We start from the raw sequence: 22,485 nt of genomic DNA, 5'->3' as shown, positions 1-22,485 counted from the left end.
CTCACACGTGCGAGAAGCCGCGGCGGGTCAAAGTGACCGGCCGGCCGGCGGAATCGCGGAGGTCGACCCCCCTGCCCGCCACGATGCGTCCGATTGCCGCAACCCCGGCGCCGCAGGCGCGTCCCGCGGCGGCGATCGCGGCGGCGTGGGCGGCCGGCGCCGTGAAGACGAGTTCGTAGTCGTCGCCGCCGGCCAGCGCCTCCAGCAGAAGGTCGGGCCGTGCGGCCACGATCCGCCGGGCGGCATCGGATAGCGGCACCGCCGCCATGTCGACGACCGCCCCGACGGCCGACGCCTCGCACACGTGCCCGAGGTCCGCCAGCAGCCCGTCGGAGACGTCCGCGCAGCCGTGCGCCAGACGAGGTCCACCGCCCTCGCCCGCCAGCGCCATGCCCAGCGCCAGACGCGGCTCGGGAAACCGGAAGGCTTCGGCCAGGAACGCGCGGTCGCCCGGCCCGGCACCCGGAAGATCGCGGTCCTGCACCGCCCAGAGACCGAAGAGGCCATCGCCGATGGGCCCGGACACGAAGACCGTGTCGCCTGCCGCCGCGTCGCTGCGCAGCAGGGCGCGGCCGTGCGGGACCGAGCCGAACGCGGTCAGCGTCAGGGTCAGCGGCCCGGGCGTCGACACGGTGTCGCCGCCGGCGAGGGCGATGCCGTAGCGGGCCTGCTCTCCGGCCAGTGCGTCGGCGAACGTCTCGATCCAGCCGTCGTCGATGGCTGCGGTCCAGGCGGTGTTCAGCAGGTAGCCTTCGGGCCGTGCCCCCTTGGCCGCGAGATCCGAAAGGTTCACCCGCATCAGCCGCCGCGCGACGTGGTCGGGGGCCTCGCCCTCGGGAAAATGGATGCCTTCGACGATCGTGTCGGTCGTCACGATGAGGTCGCGTCCCGCTTCCGGCACGATCCTCGCGGCATCGTCCACGAGACCGAGGGCGGCCGGGCTCGACGCGGCGAGCGGCGCGAAATAGCGCCGGATCAGCTCGAACTCACTGCTCCGGCGCACTCGGTCCACGGTCGCCGCCCCCATACTCGGCGGTGCGCGCCCCGCGCGCGACCCTGTCCAGGATGCCGTTCGCCAGCGACGCCTCGCGCTCGGAGAAGAAGTCGCCGGTGATATCGACATATTCCGCCAGCACGACCCGCGGCGGCACGTCGGGCATGGCGATCAGTTCGTAGGCCGCGGCACGCAGGATGGCCCGCAGCACGACCTCGATCCGCGGCACCTGATGACCGGGGGCCATGGCCTCGGTCAGCAGGGCGTCGATCTCCGTCTGGCGCTCGACGACCCCGCGCAGCAGCACAGTGAAGAACTTCGGGTCGGCGTTGAGGTGCATGCCCTCGTCGGTCTGACCGAGGCGGTGCTGCTCGAACTGGCGCAGCACGGCCTCGGGCTTCTCGCCGTTCAGGTCGATCTGGTAGAGCGCCTGGACCACGGCCAGCCGTGCCATGCGCCGCCGCGACGGCTTCGTCCCGCCCTCGCCCCGCCTGCTACCCGTCGTCTGCGTCATCAAGATGCCCCGGCGGCGAAGCGGCGTTTCAAGGCGATCATGCCGAGACATGCGCGTACGGCCTCGCGTCCCTTGTCCTTGCCTTCCGGCGACGCCCGCACCCGCGCCTGCGCGCCGTTCTCGGTCGTCAGCAGGCCGAATCCGACGGGAACGAGGCGCTCCACCGCCATGGTCTGCAGCGCGCGGGCGACCTCGTTGCAGATGAGGTCATAATGGCTCGTCTCGCCACGGATGACGCAGCCGAGGCCGAGATAGCCGTCGAACCGCCGCCCGCCGCGCGTCCCGGCGTCCAGCGCGAGCGCGATCGCGCCCGGGATCTCGAACGCACCGGCCACGTCGATCCGCTCCCACGTCGCGCCCTGTTCCTCGAGAGCGGCGACGGCTCCCCGGCAGAGATCCTCGACGATCTCGGTATAGTACGGCGCCACCACGAGCAGGACGTGCGGCGCGGCTCCTTCGGACATGGTCGGTATCCTCGATCAGACGATTTCGCGCGACGACATCCCGTGGATACCGTCGCCGGGCCGGAATATCTCCGCCGGACCTAGTGCGGGATCGGTCGCTGCTCGATCACGCGCAGTCCGTAGCCGTCCAGTCCCACGATCGTCCGCGGCGTGTTCGACAGCAGCACCATGTCCCGGACGCCGAGATCGAGGAGGATCTGGGCCCCCATGCCGTAGTCGCGCAGCTCGCGGCTGTCGGGCTGGAAACCGTCCTTCTGATCCTTCTTGATCCGGTCGGAGACCGAACTGAGACGCGATTCGCGGATGATGACGATGACGCCCCGCCCGGCGGCGCCGATCGCGCGCATGGCACGGTGCAGTTCGCCGCCGCGATCGTGCGCGCGGTCACCCAGCACGTCCTCGATGATGTTGACCGCGTGCATGCGCACCAGCACAGGCTCCGGCCCGTCGAGATTGCCCTTCACCAGTGCGATGTGTTCAGCCTGGTTGACCTTGCTGCGGTAGACGATCAGCCGGAAATCGCCGCCATACTGGCTGTCCAGGTGCGATTCGACCATCTTCTCGACCAGCCGGTCGTAGCGGCGGCGATAGGCGATGAGGTCGGCGATCGAACCGATCTTGAGCCCGTGATGGCGCGCGAACTTCACCAGGTCCGGCAGCCGCGCCATGGTGCCGTCGTCGTTCATGATCTCGCAGATCACGGCGGACGCGTTAAGGCCGGCGAGCCGGGCGATGTCGACCGACGCCTCGGTGTGGCCGGTGCGGACCAGCACGCCGCCGTCCCGGGCCTCCAGCGGGAAGATGTGGCCGGGCGTGACGATGTCCTCGGGCCCCTTGGACGTGTCGATCGCCACCGCGATGGTGCGGGCGCGGTCGGGTGCCGAGATGCCCGTGGTGATCCCTTCCCGCGCCTCGATCGACACGGTGAACGCCGTCGTCTGCCGGCTGCGCGACGCGCGCGGCATCATCGGGATGCCGAGCTGCTTGATGCGCTCGCCCGTAAGTGCGAGGCAGATCAGGCCGCGGCCGAAACGGGCCATGAAGTTGATCGCCTCGGGGGTCGCCATCTGCGCCGGGATGCAGAGATCGCCTTCGTTCTCGCGGTCCTCGTCGTCGACCAGGATGAACATCCGGCCGTTGCGCGCCTCCTCGATGATGTCCTCGCTGGGGCAGAGGGCTTCGAGGTCTTCGGGCCGGCGCTCGGAAGCAGCCGGGTCGAAGCGCGCGAGATTGTCTAGTTCTTTCGCCACGTCGGTCCGTTCTCCATCAGCCGGGCGACGTACCGCGCCAGCATGTCGATTTCCATGTTGACCCGATCGCCCGGCGCCAGCTCCCCGAGGGTCGTTTCGGTCTGCGTATGCGGGATGAGGTTCACCCCGAAGCAGCCGTCCTCGACTTCGTTTACCGTCAGCGAGACCCCCTCGATGGTCGCCGACCCCTTTTCCGCGATGAAGGCGAACAGCTCCGCCGGCGGCCGGAACGAAAGCCGCAGGCTGTCCCCCTCGGGACGCCGCGCCACGACCTCGGCCACGCCGTCGACGTGCCCCGACACGAGGTGTCCGCCCAGTTCGTCGCCCAGTTTCAGCGCGCGTTCCAGGTTGATCCGTGTCCCCTCGTGCCATCCGCCCAGGGTCGTACGGCTCAAGGTCTCGGCCGACGCCTCGACGGCAAACCAGCCCGGCCCCTTTTCGACGACCGTCAGGCAGGGGCCGGAACATGCGATCGACGCGCCGATCGCGATGCCCGCGGTGTCGTAGGCGGTGGCGATTTCGAACCGCGTATCGCCTCCGGCAACCACGGTCCGCACGTGCCCGACATCGGTAATGATCCCCGTGAACATGTCGCAAACCTAGCCTTGCCGCGCGAAGGTTTCCAGGGCGTCATCGCCGACGGTCTCGACGGCGAGGCGCCGGAACCGCGGCGCCGCGGCGAGCGATCCCAAACCCAATGGTCCCGATACGGGGCGACCGTCGCCACCGATCACCATGGCTGCGCGAAACCAGTATAGCCGGTCGACGAGTCCTGCGGAAAGAAGGGCGGCACCGATGATGCCGCCTCCCTCGACGAGGACGCGGGTCAGACCGAGCGCACCGAGTGCGCCGAGTGCGGCGGCGAGATCGGGCCGTCCGCCCGCACCGACTTCGGCGACCCGCACGAGCCGCACACCGGCGGATTCCAGTGCAGCGGCGCGCGCCGGATCCGCATCTGCGCGGCAGACGATCCAGGTCGGCACGTCCGTCGCGGTCCGCACGACCCTGGCCGTGAGCGGAATGCGGAGCCCGCTGTCGAGGACCACCCGCACGGGCGACCGGTCCTCGAGCCCCGGAAGGCGGCATGTCAGGTCGGGATCGTCGACGACCGCGGTCTCGCTGCCGACCAGGACGGCGTCATAGGTGGCGCGCAGCGCATGCGCGCGGGCACGCGCCGCCTCGCCGGTGATCCAGCGGCTTTCGCCCGAAGCGGTGGCGATGCGGCCGTCGAGGGTCGTGGCCGTCTTCAGCGCGACCAGTGGCCGGCCCTCCCGGATGCGCAGGAAGAAACCCGCGTTGGTCTCGGCAGCCACCGAAGCGCCGACCCCGGTCACCACGTCGATGCCGGCCGCACGCAGGCGCGCGAGTCCCCCGCCGCTGACGCGGGGATCGGGATCCTCCAGGGCGACGACGGCGCGGGACACGCCGGCGCCGATCAGCGCCTCGGTACAGGGCGGCGTCTTGCCCCAGTGATTGCATGGCTCGAGCGAGACATAGGCGGTGGCGCCGCGCGCCGCCTCGCCCGCACGGCGGAGGGCCTCGGTCTCGCCGTGCGGTCGCCCGCCCGGCTGCGTCCAGCCGCGCCCGACGACCCGGCCGCCGGCCACCAGCACGCAGCCGACGGACGGATTGGGCCAGACCCTGCCGAGCCCGCGCTGGGCCAGCCCCAGCGCCGCGTCCATGAAACGGGCGTCCATGTCCGCTGCGCCGGCCCGGTCAGTCGCCCGGGGCACCGATCGTGCCGACGAAATCCTCGAAATCCTTCGCTTCGCGGAAATTCCGGTAGACCGACGCGAACCGCACATAGGCTACCGGATCGAGAGTGGACAGCGCCGCCATCACCCCCTCGCCGATCTTCTTCGCCGGTATCTCCGTCTCGCCCGACGTCTCGAGTTGGCGGACGAGGCTGCTGATGACCCGTTCGACGCGTTCGTCCTCGACCGGCCGCTTGCGCAACGCCACCCGCATCGACCGCTCCAGCTTGTCGCGGTTGAAGGGTTCGCGCTGGCCGTTCGACTTCACGACCATCAACTCGCGCAGATAGACGCGCTCGAAGGTGGTGAAGCGCGCGCCGCAACCCGGACAGAAGCGACGGCGTCTGATGGCCGTGTTGTCCTCGGTCGGACGCGAGTCCTTCACCTGGGTGTCGTCGTGCTGGCAGAACGGACAGCGCATCCTTCAGCCTCCCCTGCGGCCGGCCGCGCTCACAATCCGGCGTAGATCGGGAAGCGCCCGCAGAGCGCCAGAACCTTGTCCCCGACCTCGCGCTCGACCGCACTGTTGTCGTCGGGATTGGCCCGGACGCCGTCGAAGACGTCGGCGATCAGTTCGCCGACCTCGCGAAACTCGGCGGTGCCGAAGCCGCGCGTCGTCGCCGCCGGCGTGCCGAGGCGGAGCCCGGAGGTGATCGCCGGCTTCTCGGGGTCGAAGGGGATCGCATTCTTGTTGCAGGTGATGCGCGCCCGCTCCAGCGCCGCCTCGGCCACCTTGCCGGTCAGCTTCATCGGCCGCAGGTCGACGAGCATCAGGTGCGAATCGGTGCCACCGGACACGATGTCGAGCCCGCGCCCCATCAGCGTCTCGGCGAGCGCGTTGGCGTTCGCCACCACCTGCTTGGCATAGTCGACGAACTCCGGGCGCAGCGCCTCGCCGAAGGCGACCGCCTTCGCGGCGATGACGTGCATCAGCGGGCCGCCCTGCAGGCCCGGGAACATCGCCGAGTTGATCTTCTTGCCGATCTCCTCGTCGTTGGAGAGGATCATGCCGCCGCGCGGCCCGCGCAGCGTCTTGTGCGTCGTCGTCGTCACCACATGCGCGTGCGGCAGCGGGCTAGGGTAGACGCCTGCGGCGACGAGGCCGGCGAAGTGCGCCATGTCCACCATGAAGAAGGCGCCGACCTCGTCCGCGATCGCGCGGAAACGGGCGAAGTCGATGATGCGCGGATAGGCGGAACCACCGGCGATGATGAGCTTCGGCTTGTTCTCGCGGGCGAGGCGCTCGACCTCCTCGTAGTCGATCAGCCCGTCCTGGCGGCGCACGCCGTACTGGACCGGCTTGAACCACTTGCCCGAGAGGTTCGGGGCCGCGCCGTGCGTGAGGTGGCCGCCGGCGGCGAGCGACATGCCCAGGATGGTGTCGCCGGGCTGCACGAGCGCGAGCATCACGCCCTGGTTCGCCTGCGCGCCCGAATGGGGCTGCACGTTGGCGAAGGCGCAGCCGAAGAGCTGGCGCGCCCGCTCGATGGCGAGACGCTCCGCGACGTCGACGAACTCGCAGCCGCCGTAGTAGCGCCGTCCCGGATAGCCCTCGGCGTATTTGTTCGTCAGGACCGATCCCTGGGCGTCCAGCACCGCGCGAGACACGATGTTCTCGGAGGCGATCAGCTCGATCTGCTCCTGCTGGCGACGGAGTTCGTCGCGGACGGAGCCGAACAGCTCGGGGTCGCTGTCGGAGAGGCGGTCGTCGAAGAAACCGTTCCGCTGCTGCGGGGCGGCCTTGCTGGCGAGCGACATGGGGAGAAGAGCTCCTGCGTCGGCAAACGGAAGTGGCGCCGGACGGAACTGCCCGCCCAGCGTCGGCACACCCTACCAAGTCTCGTCGTCGGGTGCCAGTCGGGCACCAATGGCGGTTCCGAAGCGGCGGTATCAGGCCTGCTTGGCGTCGATCAGCCTGCGCCGAATCTCGCGCGTGCGGCGGATCCGCTGCTCGATCTCCTCGCCCTCGCCCCAGCGAATGGCGCGCTGGAGACGGGCCAGATCCTCCTGCATGCGCTGGCTCACTTCGAGCAGCGCGTCGCGATTGTTCAGGAAGATGTCGCGCCACATGATCGGGTCCGACGCCGCGATCCGCGTGAAGTCGCGAAAGCCGCTCGCCGCGAACTGCACCACTTCCTGCTGCAGGTGCTCGCCCAGGTCGGAGGCCGTTCCGACGATCGTGAAGGCGATCAGGTGCGGCAGGTGCGAGGTGACGGCCAGGACCTGGTCGTGATGGCCGGGATCCATCACCTCGATCATCGCGCCGCAGGCACGCCACAGCTCCGACAGCCGGTCGACCGCAGCCCTATCCGTGCCCGGCGGCGGCGTCAGGATGCACCAGCGGCCGTCGAACAGTTCGGCGAAGCCCGCTTCCGGGCCCGAATGCTCGGTGCCGGCGATCGGATGGCCGGGGACGAAGTGCACGCCCTCCGGGATGCACGGTCCCAGGTCGCGCACGACGCACTGCTTGACCGACCCAGTGTCGCTGACGATGGCACCGGGCGAAAGGGCCGGCCGCATCGCAGCGCCGATGTCGGCGAAGGTGCCGACCGGCGTGCAGACGACGACCAGATCGGCGCCGCGTACCGCCTCGGGCACCGACGACGTCGTGCTGTCGGCGAAGCCCAGCCGTTCCACCGACGCGAGGACCTCCTCGCTGCTGTCGCAGGCGACCACGTGACCGGCCAGGCCGCCGCGCCGGATCGCCCGCGCCAGCGAGGAGCCGATCAGGCCGATGCCGATCAGTGCGATACGGTCGAAAACTGGTTTGTCCGCCATCTCTGCCCGAATGGGTGCGCGCCGGCCCGTGGGCCGGCGCATGAAGCTAGGATCAGCGCAGGAAATCCGCGACCGCCGCCACGACGGCGCGCATGTCGTCCTCGCTGCCGATCGTGATGCGCAGGCAATCCGGCAGCCCGTAGCCCGCGACGCGACGCGGAATGATACCCCGTCCGTTGAGGAAGGCGAGCGCCGCCTCTGCCCGCTCCGACGACGGGAAGCGCACGAGGACGAAGTTGCCCACGGCGGGCGTCGTCTTCAGGCCGAGCGCCTCGAGTTCGGCGGCCGTCCAGGCCAGCCAGCGCTCGTTGTGCGCGCGCGCGGCATCGACATGGGCCACGTCGGCCATCGCCGCCGCACCCGCCGCCAGCGCGGCCGCGTTGACGTTGAACGGTCCGCGAATCCGGTTCAGGACGTCGGCGACCCCGGGCGGGCAGTAGGCCCAGCCGAGGCGTAGCGCCGCGAGGCCGTAGATCTTGGAGAAGGTCCGCGTCATCACGACGTTGTCGTTCGCCTCGACCAGCCGCACGCCGGGCTCGTAGTCGTTGCGCGTGACGTACTCGGCATAGGCGGCGTCGATGACCAGCAGGACGCCCGCCGGGAGCGAGGCGCGTAGCCGCTCCACCTCCTCTGCCGGAACGTAGGTTCCGGTCGGGTTGTTCGGGTTGGCCAGGAACACGATGCGCGTCCGCGGCGTCACCGCCTCGAGGATCGCATCGATGTCGGCGGTCAGGTTGGTTTCCTTGACCACCACGGGCGTCGCCCCGACCGACTTGGTGACGATCGGGTACATCAGGAAGCCGTGCTCGGTGTAGATCACCTCGTCGCCCGGACCGGCATAGCCGCGGGCCAGAAGCGACAGCAGTTCGTCCGACCCGCCGCCGCAGACGATGCGGGCGGCATCGAGGCCGTAACGATGCGCGATCGCCTCGCGGAGCTTGGTGGAGCCGCCGTCGGGATACTCGTGCAGCTTGTCGGCGAGCGCCTTGAAGGCTTCGATCGCCCGCGGGCTGGGGCCGAGCGGATTCTCGTTCGACGAGAGCTTGATGACGCGGGCATGACCCGCGATCGAGGATTCGCCGCCGACATAGGCGGCGATGTCCATGATGCCAGGACGGGGCTTCAGTTCGGACATGATCAGGCGACCGCCGTTTCGCGGGACATCGTGGAGCCGATCGGCATCGCATAACCGCCGAGCGAGAAGGCCCGGGTAATCGGCAGACGCCCGCGATCCGTGACGCGCGCCAGACGCGGGTCGTCGCGCAGGACCATCTCCTCGGCCTCGAACAGATGCAGGTTTCCGCCGGGTCCCTTCACCGCCTCGGCCACGAGCGGACGCACCGTCAGGCCGACAGCCCGCAGCTCGGCGACCAGGCTGCCGACGCTCGCCTCACCGGCGGATTCGACCGCGAGATAGGCCCGATCGTCGCCGGTGCGCTCGGGATCGACGTTCGCCAGAAGGAGCGCGCCGCCGGGCTGGCCGGTGACGTCCAGGATGGGGATGCGCGCAACGATGCTGGGGGCGTTGGTGTCGTCGGTGGCCACGGCGGCCCACCACGGCTCGCCGTCGTCGTCCTGCGGCATAGGCAGCACGCCGATGCCGGCGGTGCCGCCGCGGACGGCCGCGACGACCTGCTGCGCGCGGTGATACGGCGTATAGGTAGCGCCCGCACCGTAATGATCGCGCGCCATGTCCCAGTAATCGCCGCGGCCCGGCGGCGCATAGACGGCGACGGCGATCTCCGTCTGGACGCGCAGCTGGCCCGTCATGATCTCGCGCCAGATGCGCACGAGGGAGGCCACAGGGAAGCGGCCGGTGTGGCGCTCGATAAGGCTGCGCAGCACGAGAGCCTCTCGGCCCGGACGGAAGAACTGCGGCCGCGAACCGGCACCGGCGGGATTCTCCCGCGCCTTCGCGCGGCCGACTTCCTCGACCACGGCGGTGCGCTGCATCAGCAGGTCGTGCATGGCCGCGTCGATCCTGTCGATCTCGCGTCGGAGTTCGTCGAGCGTCGGTTCGGATGGCGGCATCGGGGGTGAATCCCAGGAAACGCGGGCAGCGCGAGGGTCGACAGTAGTAGTAGCGCGCCCCCCGGAAATCAAAGAAAACATTGACAGGCGAGGCCACACCCGTACCTATCGTGCGCCGGTCTCGGGGCAATGCCCCAAGCGTCGAACCAAGGCCCGGAAAGCCGGGCAGAGGGAGCAGCCTGCCAGTGTCCGAAACCGCGCCGGCGGCCCGTGCCGACTGGCCCGCCTTCGAGAACCTGCCGGGACGGCAGCTTGTATGCGACTCGCCGCTCCTGCTGGAGTGCGGCCGCGAGCTTCCACGCCCGGTGCTGGCCTACCAGACGTATGGCGAGCTGAACGGGGACAAGTCCAACGCCATCCTCGTCTGCCATGCGCTGACCGGCGACCAGTTCCCGGTGGAGCGGCATCCGATCACCGGCAAGCCCGGCTGGTGGGAAATGCTGATCGGCCCCGGCCGGCCGATCGACACCGACCGCTACTTCATCCTGTGCGTGAACGTGATCGGCGGCTGCATGGGCTCGACCGGTCCGCAGCACGTGAACCCGGAGACCGGCAAGGTCTACGGGCTCGACTTCCCGGTCGTCACGATCAAGGACATGGTCAACGCCGCCTTCCGCGTCGTCGACCATCTCGGCATCGACCAGCTGTTCAGCGTGATCGGCGGCTCGATGGGCGGCATGCAGGTGCTGCAGGCGGCGGCGAGCTACCCCGATCGGGTCTTCTCCGCCCTGCCCGTCGCAACGGCCGCACGCCACACCGCGCAGAACATCGCCTTCCACGAGGTCGGCCGCCAGGCGATCATGGCCGACCCGGACTGGCGCAACGGCGAATACATGCTCTACGGCGTGAAGCCCGAGCGCGGCCTCGCCGTCGCCCGGATGGCGGCGCACATCACCTACCTGTCCGAGCCGGCGCTGCACCGCAAGTTCGGGCGCAACCTGCAGAACCGCACGCACCTGATCTACGACTTCCGCGAGGCGGAATTCCAGATCGAGAGCTATCTGCGCCACCAGGGCCGCGCCTTCGTCGAACGCTTCGACGCCAACTCCTACCTCTACATCACCCGGGCGATGGATTATTTCGATCTCGCCGCGGACCATGACGGCGAACTGGCCAACGCCTTTCGCGGCGTGAAGACCCGCTTCTGCCTGGCGTCGTTCACCAGCGACTGGCTCTTCCCGACCTCCGAAAGCCGCACTCTGGTCCATGCCCTGAACGCGGTCGCGGCGCCGGTCAGCTTCGTCGAAATCGAGAGCGACAAGGGCCACGACGCCTTCCTGCTGGACGAGCCCGAATTCATCGACATCGTCCGCGGCTTCCTCAACGGCGCGGCATCGGTCCGCGGCCTGAGGCAGCGATGAACGCCGCGGCAGCGCGCGTCGAAGGCCGGACCTTCCTGACGCGGCCACCGGCGGGCGCCACACGGTCGGTGCGCGACGACCTGCAGATCGTCACCGACATGGTCACCGCCGGCAGCCGCGTGCTCGATATCGGCTGCGGCGACGGCACGCTGCTCGGGCAACTGGCGCGCACCAAGGACGTCGACGGCCGGGGCATCGAGATCGACCGCGCCGGCGTCAACGCCAGCGTCGCCAACGGCCTGCCGGTCATCCAGGGCGACGCCGACACCGACCTCGGCTTCTATCCCGCCGACAGCTTCGACTATGTGATCCTCAGCCGCACCCTCCAGGCGACCCGCGACCCGCGGGGCGTGCTCCTGCAGCTGGTGCGGATCGGACGGCGCGCGATCGTCTCGTTCCCGAACTTCGGCTACTGGCGGATTCGCCTCGCGCTGCTGACCAGGGGGCGCATGCCTGTTACGGGCCTGCTCGACGATCCCTGGCACGCCACGCCGAACATCCATCTCTGCACCATCGCCGACTTCCTCGATCTCTGTCGCAGGCTCGACATCGAGATCGAACGGGCGGTCGTGCTGGACGGCTATTCCCGGCCGTTGAAGGCGTCCGTCCATTCACGCCGGGCGAACCTGTTCGGCGAGCAGGCGATCTTCATGTTGAGTCGCAAAGGCGCCTGAACAGCGTCTTCTCCTGCAAGTAGGCATCCGTTCCCGGTAAATGGCGGCAGCGCGCTCCCGACAGCGTGATAGTCTTCGCACGCTAAAAGACAAAAAACCGGGAGGAAACGATGAAGCGCATCCGGACCAGTGTCTTTGGTATCGCATGCATAGCCGCGGCCGTCCTTGCCATCGCCCCGCTCTCGGGGACGGTCTTCGGAGCGAGCGCCCTGGCCGCCGACAAGGTCCAGTGGAACCATTCCGTGTGGGGTGGCCCGCGTGCGGTGACGCGCGGCATCGAACATATCGCCGAGCAGGTCGACAAGGCATCCGGCGGCAATTTCACGATCCGCGTCCACTATGGCGACGCGATCTCCCCCGCCAAGGAGAACCTCGACGGCATAAAGCTCGGCGCCTTCGAGTCCGCCCATTTCTGCGCCTCATACCACCCCGGCAAGAACCCGGCGATGAACGGGCTGGATCTGCCCTTCCTGCCGATCGACGGCTTCGATGCCATGGAGAGCGTCTTCGACGCCTACTACAACCATCCCGTCGTCGTCGCCGAGATGGGGCGCTGGGGCGCCATCCCCTACATGTCGAACATCCTGCCGCAATACGAATTCATGGGCGTCGGCACGCCGCCAAAGGATCTCGAAGGCTGGAAGAACAAGCGCGTCCGCGCGCTCGGCGGCATCGGCGAGGCGATGCGCCGCCTCGGCTCGGTGCCGACGACGGTTCCGGCGCCGGAGGTCTATACCGCCCTGGAGCGCGGCATGGTGGAGGCCGCCTCGTTCCCGTTCACCTACTCCCACGTCGCCTTCAAGCTGAACGAGATCAGCAGCTGGTACACCGGCAACATGGCGCCGGGCACGCTCGGCGGCTGCGGGATGGTGGTGAACAAGGCCGCCTTCGAGCGCCTGCCCCCCGAATGGCAGAAGGCGCTCATGGACGCGAAGGCGGGCGCCTACGACGCGCTCGCGAACGGGTCGATCGAGGCCGACAAGGCGAACCTGCCCTTGTTCAAGAAGCAGGGTCTGATCGAGGTGCGGTACACGGAGGAGCAGCTGGAACGCTTCCGCGAGATTGGCGGGCGCCCGGTTTGGGACGCCTGGGTCAAGGAGACCGAGGCGAAAGGGCTGCCGGGGCAGGAACTGCTCGACTTCATCCTCGCGGAGACCCGCAAGGCGAAGAAGTCGTGAGCCGCGGCGGGGGCGCCGTCCCCCGCCTTTCCGCCCCTGCCCTCTCGTCCCCTAGGCCTTGGGGCCGGCCGAGGGCCTGCCCGGCGTCTTGTCGAGAATGGAGTCGCACAGCCCCCCGTCGGTCAGGATGTTCTGGCCAGTGACGTAGCGCGCGTCCGGTCCGGCAAGAAACGACACGACCGCCGCGATGTCGTCGGGCTGCGCGATCCGTCCGAGCGGCACGAAGGCCTCGCGCGATGCCCGAACCGCCGGGTTGGCATAAAGATCTGCCGTCATGGGCGATTCGACGAAACCCGGCGACACGCTGTTCGCCCGGATGCCGTCGGCCGCCCATTCCTGCGCGATCTGCTTGGTGAGGATGATCAGCGCCGCCTTTGAGGCACTGTAGGCGCCGAGGCCCGTATGCGGCTGCATGCCCGACATCGACGCGATCGAGACGATCGCGCCGCGCGCCGCCTTCAGATGCGGATAGGCGGCCTTGGCCAACAGCCAGGTCGGCCGCGTATTGACGGCGAAGACGCGATCCCAGTCCTCCAGCGCCAGATCCTTCAGGAGGCCCGGAGCGTTCACGCCGGCGTTGCTGATCAGAACGTCGAGGCCGCCCATCGCTTCGACAGCCTGCTCGACCATCCGGCCGGGGATTGCCGGATCCGCGAGGTTGCCGGCGAATGCGAAGACGCTCGCCCCCTCCGCCTTTACGGCCGCGGCGGTCTCGTCGAGCGCACTGCCTGCGTGGAGGTCGATCAAGGCGAACGATGCCGCCTCGCCGCGCGTCCGCGCATCCTGTGCGAGCCTGATACTGATCGCCCGCCCGATCCCGCCGCCGGCTCCCGTCACCATCACGCGCATGGCCTGTCCTCCTCCCACGGTTCTTCCGCCGGCCCGGGCGATCGGCAGGTCTGGTCGCCGACCGGTCGCCGAGCCCGCCTCATGGTGGAACGCGGGGCGGTCACACGCCAGTCCCCGGCGCCGCTCCGTTCGCACGCGACCACTCACGGGCGCCGGGTAAAGGCGGCGGCCCGCCGAATCCGGGATCGAGCGGTCCGGGCAGGCCTCGGGCGCCTTCGGTTTCGGCGGCGCGGGCGAACCGGGCCGCATAGGCGTAGAGCAGCAGGAACAGCGGCATGCCGAAGTTCGAATAGTGTCCCTGCCGCAGCAGGGCGACGACGAAGAGCACCATCGCAGCGTTCGACACGATCCACAGACCGTCCGCCGCTGTGCCCGTCCCGGCGTCGGGCCGCCGTCCGACATAGCCGAACCAGAGAAACGCGCAGAGCGCGATCAGGCCCGGCAGGCCGAGTTCGGACAGGATGCGCAGCAACAGCGAGTTGGCATCCTCCGCATTGAGGTAGGCCACTTGGAACGGCAGCCCCGCCAGCCCGTACAGCACCGAATCCCGCTCGAATGCCCCCAGATGGGACCCCAGGCCGCCGCCCCAGAAGCCGGTGTCGACGAGGTGCGTGATCGCGACACGCAGGTTGTTGTAGAGCGTCAGCGTGGAAAAGTTGGCGCTGACCAGGTCGTTGTACATCAGGGCGCCGAACGTATCGTCGGCGCGCAGCTTGAAGCCGGGAACGTAGAAGTAGAGTGCCACGATCATCGTCAGACCGCACACCATCACCCAGGCGGCCGCTCCTCGCCGGACGTTCAGGGCGACCAGGCAGACGGCGGCGAAGATCGCCGCGTAGCTGACGGTGGAGAAGGACAGGAGCGTGATGGCGATGATGACGGCGGAGGCACGCCGGCCGATGAAGACCGGCACGCGGCTCGAGAGGTTCAGTACGGCGACAAACACCGCCGGCGCCAGGATGTGACCCAGGTGGGAGGGCTCCTTGAGAATGGATTGGGCACGCAACACGCCGAACTCGTTGATGTGCATGCTGAACTCGGGGACGAGCCAGCCGAGATCGTAGCCGGGACGGATGTCGAGGAAGAACGCGGCCACCTGCACCAGCCCGATGGCGGACACTGCGACCGCCAGATGCATGTAGGCGCGCATCACCCTGTAGATGTCGTACCCGACGATCGCCACGACCTGCTGAAACATCAGCAAGGTGGCGCCGATCAGCGCGAGCTGCATGGCAGGTCGCGCGAGGCCGCCGCCGAACATGCCCGTCGCGAGCAGGGTATGCAGCAGAAGTGCCGCCAGGACGGCCACCAGCGAGCCGCTGATCACGGTACCGGAGACCGCCATCGCCGCGAGGATGACGAGCGGCATGTAGGCGTAGTGGACGTAAAGATCGATCGATCCCAGCGGGAATTTGAATCCGGTCAGAAAGAGGCTCGCGACGGCCATGTACAGCAGGAAGCTTCTCATCCCGACGGCGCCCAACCTCGAAGATCGTCCCGCCACGGCAGCGGCCAGCACAGACTGTAAGCCGAGCCCCTTCTGCCATCCAGGTTGAATTCCGCCGACGGGCACACATTGCGCCGCCTGCGCCCATGCGGCCGATGACCCGAAGCCGGCGCCACCCCATGTTCAGGCGATGCCGACCTCGCCTGAAGACGCCACCCCGGACACGCCGGCCGATCCCGGAGCCGAACTCCGCGACCGCGCCCTGGCGATGGGATACGACGCGGTGGGCTTTGCGCCGGCCTCGTCGTCGCCGGAACTGCGCGAGCGCCTCTCCGCCTTCCTCGCGGAGGGCATGCACGGCGACATGGGGTGGCTGGCAGCGCACGAGACGCGCCGCGGCGACGCCGCCGCCCTCTGGCCCGGCGCGCGCTCGGTCGTCGTCGTCGCAGCGAGCTACAGACCGGCCGTGGACCCGCTCGACGTGCTCTCGCGGCCGGACCGGGGCGGGATATCCGTCTATGCCCGCACGGGGCGCGACTATCACGACGCGCTGAAGAAGCGTCTCAAGGAACTGGGCCGCTGGCTGGTGGCGGCGCATGGCGGCGACGCGCGGGTTTTCGTCGATACGGCGCCGGTCATGGAAAAGCCGCTGGCGCAGGCGGCCGGCATCGGCTGGCAGGGCAAGCACACCAACCTGGTGTCGCGCGCCCACGGATCCTGGCTCTTCCTGGGAGAGTTGTTCACCACGCTCGAACTGGAACCGGCGGCACCGGAGACGGACCATTGCGGCTCGTGCCAGCGCTGCCTCGACGCCTGCCCGACGGCGGCCTTCCCGGCCCCCTACAGGCTCGACGCCCGGCGCTGCATCTCCTACCTGACCATCGAGCACAAGGGACACATCCCGCGCGAGTTCCGCGCGCCGATCGGGAACCGCATCTACGGCTGCGACGACTGCCTCGCCGTGTGCCCATGGAACAAGTTCGCCCAGGCCGCCCCACGCATGGACGAACTTCTGCCGCGGGTCGAACTCACCGCACCCCGCCTCGCCGAACTCGCCCGGCTCGACGACGCCAGCTTCCGCACCCTGTTCTCCGGCTCACCGATCAAACGCACCGGCCGCGACCGCTTCGTCCGCAACGTGCTCATCGCCATCGGCAACAGCGGCACCCCCGCCTTGGCCGCAGAAGCGGAACGCCTCCTCGAAGACCCCTCCCCCCTGGTCCGCGCGATGGCCGTCTGGGCGCTGGCGAGACTGCTGCCAGCGCCAAAGCTGGCCGCGCTGCGCCGAGAGCGTGTTCCCTTGGAGGCCGATCCGGATGTGATCGAGGAGTGGCGGTTGCTGGGAACGCTTGGGTGCGGCCCCTCCGCCTGTTAGTTGGTGGCGGATGCTCAGATCCCATCGGATGCGAAGAACAGAACCGCGGATGTCCAATCAGCCCCACCGTGAAATGCCGGCGGAGGCCGCCTCCGAACCTTCCCGTCGCCGCATCGAGGCCGCGCCAGCCTCCGCGAGGGGCTGAGGCCTCGCGACCGCAATGGCATTGAGGCCACAGCACCCGGCTCCGCGCCCCGTCCCCGAACTCACCGTCCGTGCCGTCGTCACGGGCATGCTCATCGGCGCCCTGCTGACGCCTTGCAATGTCTATAGCGGGCTGAAGATCGGCTGGGCGTTCAACATGTCGATCGCCGCCGGGCTGATCGGGTTCGGGCTTTGGCGCGCGCTGGGGCGGCGCTGGGGGCTGTTGGAGAACAACATCAACCAGACGGCCGCATCGTCCGCGGCGTCGATCATCTCCGGCGGGCTGGTGGCGCCGATTCCGGCCTGGCAGCTGATCACGGGCGGCAGCCTGCCCTTCCCGCTGCTCGCCTTCTGGGTGTTCGTGGTGAGCGCCCTCGGCATCGTCGTGGCGGCGGGCATCCGCAACCAGATGCTGGTGCGCGAACAGCTGCAGTTCCCGGCCGGCGTCGCGACGGCGGCGACGATGCGCCAGATCCACGGCGACGGACCGGAGGCGGCACGCGGGCTGCGGCTGCTGCTGGGCGGCGGCGCGGTGTCGGCGCTGCTGAAGCTGGTCGACGGCGCGACGGGTTCCCTGCCCCGGCTGGCGCTGCCGGCCGTCGGCGCCGCACCGCCGACGGCGGCCAACCTGGGATTCGTGCTGGATCCGTCGCTGCTGATGGTGGGGTTCGGCGCGATCGTCGGGCTGCGGATCGGCCTTTCGCTGCTGATCGGGGCGGTGCTGGCCTGGGCGCTGCTCGGGCCGCTCGCCGTCGCGCAGGGCTGGGCCGAAGCGGGGCCGGCGGATGCCGCCGCCCCCTGGTTCGGCGCCCTGGTCGAATGGCTGCTGTGGCCGGGGGTGACCCTGATGGTCGTCGCGACGCTGACCTCGCTCGCGATCACGCTGGTCCGCATCGCCCGCCGGCGCCGGCGGGGCAGGGCGGCCACCGCCTCGCTCCCGCCGACACTGCCGCTGCCCGTCTTCGTCGCCGCCTTCGGCGTCTGCCTGCTGCTGGCGGCGACCGCGCAGGTGATGATCTTCGGCATCGGCGCGTGGCAGGCGGCGCTCGCCGTCGTGCTGAGCTTCGTGCTCGCCGCCGTGGCGGCGCGGGTCGCCGGCGAGACTGGCATCGCGCCGATCGGCGCGGTCGGCAAGGTCACGCAGCTGAGCTTCGGCGCCATCACGCCCGGCGACGCCACCGCCAACCTGATGGCCGCCAACGTCACCGGCGGGGCGGCGGGACAGGCGGCGGACCTGCTGCAGGACCTGCGAACGGGCATGATCGTCGGTGCCTCGCCCGCCTTCCAGGCGGTGGCACAGGTGTTCGGCGTGCTGACGGGCAGCCTCGTCGGGAGCCTCGTCTATCTGGTGCTGATCCCGGACCCGGCCGGCATGCTGCTGACCGCGGAATGGCCGGCGCCGGCGGTGGCGACCTGGAAGGCGGTCGCCGAGGTGATGGCGCAGGGACCGGGTGCGCTGCCGCCGGCCGCGATGCCGGCGATGGCCGTGGCCGGCGTGGCCGGCCTGCTGCTGGCGCTCGCCGAGAGCTTCCTGCCGGCGCGGCTGGCACGCATGGTACCGAGCGGCGCCGCGGTCGGCCTCGCCTTCGTCATCCCGGCCTGGAATGCACTCTCGTTCTTCCTGGGTGCCGTCGCCGCGGCGCTGCTGCGGCGGGCGGCGCCGGACTGGGCCGACCGCTACACCACCGTCCTGGCCGCCGGACTGGTCGCCGGCGAGAGCATCGCCGGGGTGGTCATGGCGGGGATGCAGATCGCCGGCTGACGCCGGTCGGAACAGATCGCCGGCTGACGCCGGTCAGGCGGCGCGGTCGGCCTCCTGCACCAGGTGCCACGGCTCGCCGCCCTCGAGCACCCGCCGGCAGTTCGCCGTGGCGCGGCGCAGGGACACGTCGCGCCAGCCCCGCACGGAGGCGGAATTGTGCGGCGAGCCGATGACGTTCGGCAGGTCGAGCAGCGGCTTCGCCATCTCGAACCGTCCGTGCCGGATCGGCTCGATCCACCACGCGTCGATGCAGGCGACGAATTTCGGGTTCGCGACGAGATGGTCGTAGAGCGCCGCCTCGTCGACGATCTCGCCGCGCGCGAGGTTCACGAGGATCGCGTCCGGCTTCATCAGGCCGAGGGCGCGCGCATCGATCATGTCGCGCGTCGCGGGCGTCAGCGGCAGGCTGAGCACCAGCACGTCCGACGCGGCCAGCAGTTCGTCCGTCCGGTCCGGCGTGCCCATCCAGTCGACATGTTCGTGACCGCCGCCGCGGCGGTTGATCGCGTGCACCTTCATGCCGACGGCGCGCATCAGTTTCGCCGTCGCCACGCCGATGCCGCCGAATCCGAGGATCCCGCAGACGCCGCCGGCGAGCATCCGAACCGAATTGAACTGGTTGAACCGGCCCTCCTTCAGCTCGGCATGCTCGTGCACCAGCCGCTTGGCCGCGGCGAAGGCCATGGCGAGGCCGTGCTCGGCCATCGGCTCGGCATAGGCCCCGGCATTGCAGGCGACCGGCAGGGTCTCGGGCAGCCCGTCGAGCCGGATGAAGTCGATCCCCGCCGACATGAACTGGATGAGACGAGCCCTGCGCGGCAGGCCGCGCTCGTCGCCCTTCAGATCGGTCGTGTTGCGCGACAGGAGGACGGCGGCATCGGCGAGCGCCGCCTTGCGGGCGCTCCCCTCCAGGTCGGTCAGCCATATGGCGGTGCCCGCACCGCCCAGGGCGTCCTCGATGGCGGTGCGACCGCGCTGGTCAACGTCGAAGGTCACGACGAGAGTATCTGCCATGCGGAAAATCCGGCCGGCTGCGGAAAGGGAAGTAAAGCGAAGGAGCGCCGCCGGGCTCAGCCGTGCAGCATGTCCTTCTTGAGAACGCAGTGGACGCCGTTCTGCTGGTTCACGAACTGGGTGATGCGCAGGTCGGCGGCGAGACTGCAGAGGGTGTAGGCCTGCTCGCGCGACAGGTTCGTGCGCTCCTGGATCAGGTCGAGCATGCGGCGCAGCGCGGTGCGGGCCGCCTCGTCCAGGTCGACGTCGAAGGCCATGGTGATGTAGGCCTCGGGCGTCTCGGCGCGCGGCAGGGTCAGCGACCGGTCCTTGTGCAGCACGAATTCGAAGGTGCCGGTCAGGCCGGTTTCGATGGCGCTGACACAGACCTCGCCGTCGCCCTGGCAGCCGTGCCCGTCGCCGACCGAGAACAGGGCGCCCTCGGCCCAGACCGGCAGGAACAGGGTAGCGCCAGCGACGAGTTCCTTGTTGTCGAGGTTGCCGCCGTGGGCACGCGGCTGGATGGTCGAGATCGTCCCCCAGGCCGGCGGCGGCGCCACCCCCATCACGCCGAAGAACGGCTTCAGCGGCAGTTCCTTGCCCCAGGGCATGGTGGCGACGTTGCGCTCGATGTCGATGCCGATGTGGATCAGCGTCGTCTCGGTGAAGTCGTAGGGCAGCGCGCCGGAGAGCGGCCGGATGATGTTGTAGCCCCAGTCCATGCGCGGCTTGACGTCGAGGATGCGCACCTCGAGCACGTCGCCCGGCTTGGCACCACGGACGGCGATGGGGCCGGTCAGGATATGGCCGCCGCCGACGGTCGGGCGCGGCACCTCGCGCTGCACGGCGGTCAGTTCGGGGGGAATGGTGTAGCCGCTGTCGGGGCCGGGCGTGACGTCGGGGCCGCCGCTGATCGTGTGGATCGTCACCCGGTCGCCGGACGATATCTCCATGACGGGCGGGAGCTTGGCGTCGAAGACGCCCCAGTGGCAGGTCTTCGGCGAAGGATGCAGTTCGAGTGCGCTTGCGGACATGAATTTCCTCCCGCGGCGCATGGGCGCCCGTACGATGTCTCAGGATGTGCACCGCCCCGCGGCCGGTCTGCCCGCGGGGCGGTCGTCTCATCCGGTCGAATGCAAGCTCCGGTCCAGAGTCGCCGGTACCGGCGCGTTGCGGATCACGACTTGAGGTCGGCGCAGGCCTCCTTGGACCCGGCGATCTCGCACTGCATGCGCTTGAGTTCGCTCAGCACCGGCTGCAGCTGCTGTGTCGAACGGGCGTCGCATGCCTGTTCCTTGGTCAGCTTACCGCTCTTGAAGGCACCCTCGACCTGTTCGGTGACGCGGCTCCGGATCTGCTTGACCTGATCCGCCGCACCCTGCTTCGACAGGCTCGCCCCCACCTCGTCCAGGGCGGAATAGACGCGACCGCGCGTCGGCTCGGGGATGCGATCGCAGCGCTGCTCGACGGTCAGCGCCATCGTGACCGCGCCGAACTTGTTGAGCGACAGCTGGAGGTCGCTCTCCTTGCCCTTGTAGGTGGCGCCGGTGACCGACTGGTTCATACGCTGAGCGGCGGTGAAGGCCTCGCCGACGAGTTGCTTGCTCTTGTCGCCGCAGTCCTTGAACTGCTCGCCGACGTTCTGGCGCGTGACGCTGCGCGCCTTTTCCAGAACGTCCGGACGCACCTGACGCGACAGCGCGGCGGTCAGCACCGACAGATGCCATTCGTACTCGCGCTTCTGCGCCGCATTTAGGACGCTGCACTTCTCGTTGAGGTAGTACCCGCCGGATACGCCGGCGTAGGCCTGGACCGCACGTTGCAACTGCTCCTCGCTCGGACCGGCCTCGCCGGCAGGGCGCTGCTGGCCCTGGGGGGCGCTGTTGCGCTGCGGCTGTGCCTGCGCCAGCTGCTGGCCCGAGGGCCGCTGCGGTGCGGCCGGCTGCGGCGGCGCGGCGGGCGGCGCGGCGACGGCTCGCTGCGGCGCCGGCTGGGCGGGCGGCGGCGTAGCGGCAGCGACATCCTGGGTCGGTGGCACGGGTCGCGCCGGCGGCGTCTCGGTCTGGCTCCCGGTGAGCGAGAGCTGCGGCTGCGGCGCCGGCGTGGCGGCCATCGCTTCGGCCGACAGCGCCGCCGTGCGCGAACTGCTCGTCCGATAGTCCGGAAGGTCCCGCCCGGCCCAGGTCTGGTCGGTGGCGGGTGCGGCAGCAGGCGTGGCCGGCGCCGAGGCGGTCTGCGCCGGCGACGGTCCCTGCTTGGCATCGGCGGCGTCGGACCCGCCGCCCAACATCGACGTGACGCAGCCGCCGACCAACAGCGACACCGCGATGACCGAACCGCGTGTGAGAAGACTCATGCCTGTTCCCGAGTGATTGCTTCGACCATAGGACGTTACGCCGGGCTCAGCCCGGCACGTGCGTCGTGGTCACCTCGACGAGGGGCTTGCCTTCGGCCCCCATGACGACCGTCCGGACCACCGTCACGCGGCTGCCGGCACGCACGATGCGTGCCTCGGCAAGGATCTCGCCGCCCTTCTGGTTCCTTAACATAACGGCATGAAGGTCGATCGCCACCATGAATCGGCCCGCGTTCGGCCCTTTCGCATTGGCGATGTTGGCCATGCGCGTCGCCGCATTGTCGGCCAGGGCTATCAAGGTACCGCCATGGACCGCGCCGGTGGGATTGTTGTGCTCGGGGCGGACGACGCAGCGGCTGACCACCCGGTCGTCGGTCGCCTCCAGGAGTTCGAAACCCAGATGTCGCGCCAGCGGGCTCTGCGGCTTCGGCGTCTCGGCGGTCATGCAGCTCTCCTGATCTCGCGCTGGAATAAGCGTGGCAGTCGCTCGAAATACCGCGCTATCTGCGGCAGGTCGATTGACAGGCGTCGCACCCGCTTGCATTTCACCCTCCACCGCGC

22 protein-coding genes are annotated in these 22,485 nt (G+C 69.5%); 5 read left to right on the top strand and 17 right to left on the bottom strand.

All coding sequences use genetic code 11. From position 1 onward, the window contains the following. Position 1 precedes the first annotated feature (1 nt). From thiL to ABIE65_RS12870, 11 genes are all read right to left on the bottom strand, one after another. A complete protein-coding gene (gene thiL / locus ABIE65_RS12920) occupies positions 2–1,003 on the bottom strand; it encodes a thiamine-phosphate kinase (RefSeq protein ID WP_354078158.1) in 1,002 nt (333 codons plus the stop codon). Further along, a complete protein-coding gene (gene nusB, locus ABIE65_RS12915) occupies positions 987–1,508 on the bottom strand; it encodes a transcription antitermination factor NusB (protein WP_354078157.1) in 522 nt (173 codons plus the stop codon). Before nusB ends, thiL begins: the two co-directional genes overlap by 17 nt. Next, the gene (ribH, locus tag ABIE65_RS12910; protein WP_354078156.1) at positions 1,508–1,972 is read right to left on the bottom strand and encodes a 6,7-dimethyl-8-ribityllumazine synthase; all 465 of its coding nucleotides are present in this window, start codon (positions 1,970–1,972) and stop codon (positions 1,508–1,510) included. Before ribH ends, nusB begins: the two co-directional genes overlap by 1 nt. A gap of 80 nt (positions 1,973–2,052) precedes the next feature. Next, positions 2,053–3,129, bottom strand: a complete 1,077-nt coding sequence (gene ribB, locus ABIE65_RS12905; RefSeq protein ID WP_354078465.1) for a 3,4-dihydroxy-2-butanone-4-phosphate synthase — start codon at positions 3,127–3,129, stop codon at positions 2,053–2,055. 77 nt (positions 3,130–3,206) lie between these two features. Then, the gene (locus ABIE65_RS12900; RefSeq protein WP_354078155.1) at positions 3,207–3,812 is read right to left on the bottom strand and encodes a riboflavin synthase; all 606 of its coding nucleotides are present in this window, start codon (positions 3,810–3,812) and stop codon (positions 3,207–3,209) included. 9 nt (positions 3,813–3,821) lie between these two features. Beyond that, entirely contained in the window at positions 3,822–4,919 is a 1,098-nt protein-coding gene (gene ribD / locus ABIE65_RS12895) for a bifunctional diaminohydroxyphosphoribosylaminopyrimidine deaminase/5-amino-6-(5-phosphoribosylamino)uracil reductase RibD (protein ID WP_354078154.1), read from the bottom strand. Positions 4,920–4,938: 19 nt separating this feature from the next. Continuing rightward, a complete protein-coding gene (gene nrdR / locus ABIE65_RS12890) occupies positions 4,939–5,397 on the bottom strand; it encodes a transcriptional regulator NrdR (protein ID WP_354078152.1) in 459 nt (152 codons plus the stop codon). A 29-nt stretch (positions 5,398–5,426) separates the two neighbouring features. Then, a complete protein-coding gene (glyA, locus tag ABIE65_RS12885) occupies positions 5,427–6,734 on the bottom strand; it encodes a serine hydroxymethyltransferase (protein ID WP_354078151.1) in 1,308 nt (435 codons plus the stop codon). 132 nt (positions 6,735–6,866) lie between these two features. Further along, positions 6,867–7,754 (bottom strand): prephenate/arogenate dehydrogenase family protein, encoded by an 888-nt coding sequence (locus tag ABIE65_RS12880; protein ID WP_354078150.1) that lies wholly within the window; start codon positions 7,752–7,754, stop codon positions 6,867–6,869. Positions 7,755–7,806: 52 nt separating this feature from the next. Beyond that, the gene (hisC, locus tag ABIE65_RS12875) at positions 7,807–8,889 is read right to left on the bottom strand and encodes a histidinol-phosphate transaminase (RefSeq protein WP_354078149.1); all 1,083 of its coding nucleotides are present in this window, start codon (positions 8,887–8,889) and stop codon (positions 7,807–7,809) included. Positions 8,890–8,891: 2 nt separating this feature from the next. Next, a complete protein-coding gene (locus tag ABIE65_RS12870) occupies positions 8,892–9,785 on the bottom strand; it encodes a chorismate mutase (protein ID WP_354078148.1) in 894 nt (297 codons plus the stop codon). 179 nt (positions 9,786–9,964) lie between these two features. Between ABIE65_RS12870 and metX the strand changes: the two genes are divergently transcribed. The 3 genes from metX (at position 9,965) to ABIE65_RS12855 (ending at position 12,998) form a co-directional block, all read left to right on the top strand. Then, positions 9,965–11,146: a homoserine O-acetyltransferase MetX gene (gene metX / locus ABIE65_RS12865; protein WP_502918534.1), complete on the top strand. Its 1,182-nt coding sequence runs from the start codon at positions 9,965–9,967 to the stop codon at positions 11,144–11,146. After that, positions 11,143–11,820, top strand: coding sequence for a methionine biosynthesis protein MetW (gene metW / locus ABIE65_RS12860; protein ID WP_354078147.1), 678 nt, complete (start codon positions 11,143–11,145; stop codon positions 11,818–11,820). The genes metX and metW overlap by 4 nt, the downstream gene beginning before the upstream one ends. A gap of 110 nt (positions 11,821–11,930) precedes the next feature. Next, the gene (locus tag ABIE65_RS12855) at positions 11,931–12,998 is read left to right on the top strand and encodes a type 2 periplasmic-binding domain-containing protein (RefSeq protein ID WP_354078146.1); all 1,068 of its coding nucleotides are present in this window, start codon (positions 11,931–11,933) and stop codon (positions 12,996–12,998) included. 51 nt (positions 12,999–13,049) lie between these two features. On the opposite strand, the gene ABIE65_RS12850 is transcribed toward ABIE65_RS12855, so the two are convergent. Both ABIE65_RS12850 and ABIE65_RS12845 read right to left on the bottom strand, forming a co-directional pair. Beyond that, the gene (locus ABIE65_RS12850) at positions 13,050–13,847 is read right to left on the bottom strand and encodes an SDR family NAD(P)-dependent oxidoreductase (RefSeq protein WP_354078144.1); all 798 of its coding nucleotides are present in this window, start codon (positions 13,845–13,847) and stop codon (positions 13,050–13,052) included. Positions 13,848–13,947: 100 nt separating this feature from the next. After that, a complete protein-coding gene (locus tag ABIE65_RS12845) occupies positions 13,948–15,315 on the bottom strand; it encodes a hypothetical protein (protein ID WP_354078142.1) in 1,368 nt (455 codons plus the stop codon). Positions 15,316–15,484: 169 nt separating this feature from the next. On the opposite strand from ABIE65_RS12845, the gene queG reads away from it, so the two are divergent. After that, positions 15,485–16,669 carry a tRNA epoxyqueuosine(34) reductase QueG gene (gene queG, locus ABIE65_RS12840; RefSeq protein WP_354078140.1) on the top strand — a complete coding sequence of 395 codons (1,185 nt, stop codon included), beginning with the start codon at positions 15,485–15,487 and terminating at the stop codon, positions 16,667–16,669. A gap of 160 nt (positions 16,670–16,829) precedes the next feature. Then, positions 16,830–18,575, top strand: coding sequence for an OPT/YSL family transporter (locus tag ABIE65_RS12835; RefSeq protein WP_354078139.1), 1,746 nt, complete (start codon positions 16,830–16,832; stop codon positions 18,573–18,575). Positions 18,576–18,608: 33 nt separating this feature from the next. Here the strand turns inward: ABIE65_RS12835 and ABIE65_RS12830 are convergent, their stop codons facing one another. From ABIE65_RS12830 to ABIE65_RS12815, 4 genes are all read right to left on the bottom strand, one after another. Continuing rightward, the gene (locus ABIE65_RS12830) at positions 18,609–19,589 is read right to left on the bottom strand and encodes a 2-hydroxyacid dehydrogenase (protein WP_354078137.1); all 981 of its coding nucleotides are present in this window, start codon (positions 19,587–19,589) and stop codon (positions 18,609–18,611) included. Between the two features lie 56 nt (positions 19,590–19,645). Beyond that, positions 19,646–20,602 carry an acetamidase/formamidase family protein gene (locus ABIE65_RS12825; protein ID WP_354078136.1) on the bottom strand — a complete coding sequence of 319 codons (957 nt, stop codon included), beginning with the start codon at positions 20,600–20,602 and terminating at the stop codon, positions 19,646–19,648. Between the two features lie 143 nt (positions 20,603–20,745). Next, positions 20,746–21,924: a hypothetical protein gene (locus ABIE65_RS12820; protein ID WP_354078135.1), complete on the bottom strand. Its 1,179-nt coding sequence runs from the start codon at positions 21,922–21,924 to the stop codon at positions 20,746–20,748. Positions 21,925–21,970: 46 nt separating this feature from the next. After that, positions 21,971–22,369 (bottom strand): PaaI family thioesterase, encoded by a 399-nt coding sequence (locus tag ABIE65_RS12815; protein ID WP_354078134.1) that lies wholly within the window; start codon positions 22,367–22,369, stop codon positions 21,971–21,973. Positions 22,370–22,485 lie beyond the last annotated feature (116 nt).

The organism is Constrictibacter sp. MBR-5 (assembly GCF_040549485.1).
Lineage (GTDB): Bacteria > Pseudomonadota > Alphaproteobacteria > JAJUGE01 > JAJUGE01 > Constrictibacter.
The sequence above is the reverse complement of the archived record's forward strand: the minus strand, read 5'-3'. Positions and strand labels throughout refer to the sequence as shown.

Bases quoted from the DNA above. Each gene is read 5' to 3' on its own strand.
- ABIE65_RS12820 (WP_354078135.1), bottom strand. From the start codon at position 21,924: ATGAGTCTTCTCACACGCGGTTCGGTCATCGCGGTGTCGCTGTTGGTC.
- nusB (WP_354078157.1), bottom strand. From the start codon at position 1,508: ATGACGCAGACGACGGGTAGCAGGCGGGGCGAGGGCGGGACGAAGCCG.
- ABIE65_RS12900 (WP_354078155.1), bottom strand. From the start codon at position 3,812: ATGTTCACGGGGATCATTACCGATGTCGGGCACGTGCGGACCGTGGTT.
- ribD (WP_354078154.1), bottom strand. From the start codon at position 4,919: ATGGACGCCCGTTTCATGGACGCGGCGCTGGGGCTGGCCCAGCGCGGG.
- ABIE65_RS12835 (WP_354078139.1), top strand. From the start codon at position 16,830: ATGGCATTGAGGCCACAGCACCCGGCTCCGCGCCCCGTCCCCGAACTC.
- hisC (WP_354078149.1), bottom strand. From the start codon at position 8,889: ATGTCCGAACTGAAGCCCCGTCCTGGCATCATGGACATCGCCGCCTAT.
- nrdR (WP_354078152.1), bottom strand. From the start codon at position 5,397: ATGCGCTGTCCGTTCTGCCAGCACGACGACACCCAGGTGAAGGACTCG.
- ABIE65_RS12825 (WP_354078136.1), bottom strand. From the start codon at position 20,602: ATGTCCGCAAGCGCACTCGAACTGCATCCTTCGCCGAAGACCTGCCAC.
- ABIE65_RS12850 (WP_354078144.1), bottom strand. From the start codon at position 13,847: ATGCGCGTGATGGTGACGGGAGCCGGCGGCGGGATCGGGCGGGCGATC.
- queG (WP_354078140.1), top strand. From the start codon at position 15,485: ATGCCGACCTCGCCTGAAGACGCCACCCCGGACACGCCGGCCGATCCC.
- ABIE65_RS12845 (WP_354078142.1), bottom strand. From the start codon at position 15,315: ATGAGAAGCTTCCTGCTGTACATGGCCGTCGCGAGCCTCTTTCTGACC.
- metW (WP_354078147.1), top strand. From the start codon at position 11,143: ATGAACGCCGCGGCAGCGCGCGTCGAAGGCCGGACCTTCCTGACGCGG.
- ABIE65_RS12815 (WP_354078134.1), bottom strand. From the start codon at position 22,369: ATGACCGCCGAGACGCCGAAGCCGCAGAGCCCGCTGGCGCGACATCTG.
- ABIE65_RS12880 (WP_354078150.1), bottom strand. From the start codon at position 7,754: ATGGCGGACAAACCAGTTTTCGACCGTATCGCACTGATCGGCATCGGC.
- ABIE65_RS12830 (WP_354078137.1), bottom strand. From the start codon at position 19,589: ATGGCAGATACTCTCGTCGTGACCTTCGACGTTGACCAGCGCGGTCGC.
- ribH (WP_354078156.1), bottom strand. From the start codon at position 1,972: ATGTCCGAAGGAGCCGCGCCGCACGTCCTGCTCGTGGTGGCGCCGTAC.
- ABIE65_RS12870 (WP_354078148.1), bottom strand. From the start codon at position 9,785: ATGCCGCCATCCGAACCGACGCTCGACGAACTCCGACGCGAGATCGAC.
- glyA (WP_354078151.1), bottom strand. From the start codon at position 6,734: ATGTCGCTCGCCAGCAAGGCCGCCCCGCAGCAGCGGAACGGTTTCTTC.
- ABIE65_RS12855 (WP_354078146.1), top strand. From the start codon at position 11,931: ATGAAGCGCATCCGGACCAGTGTCTTTGGTATCGCATGCATAGCCGCG.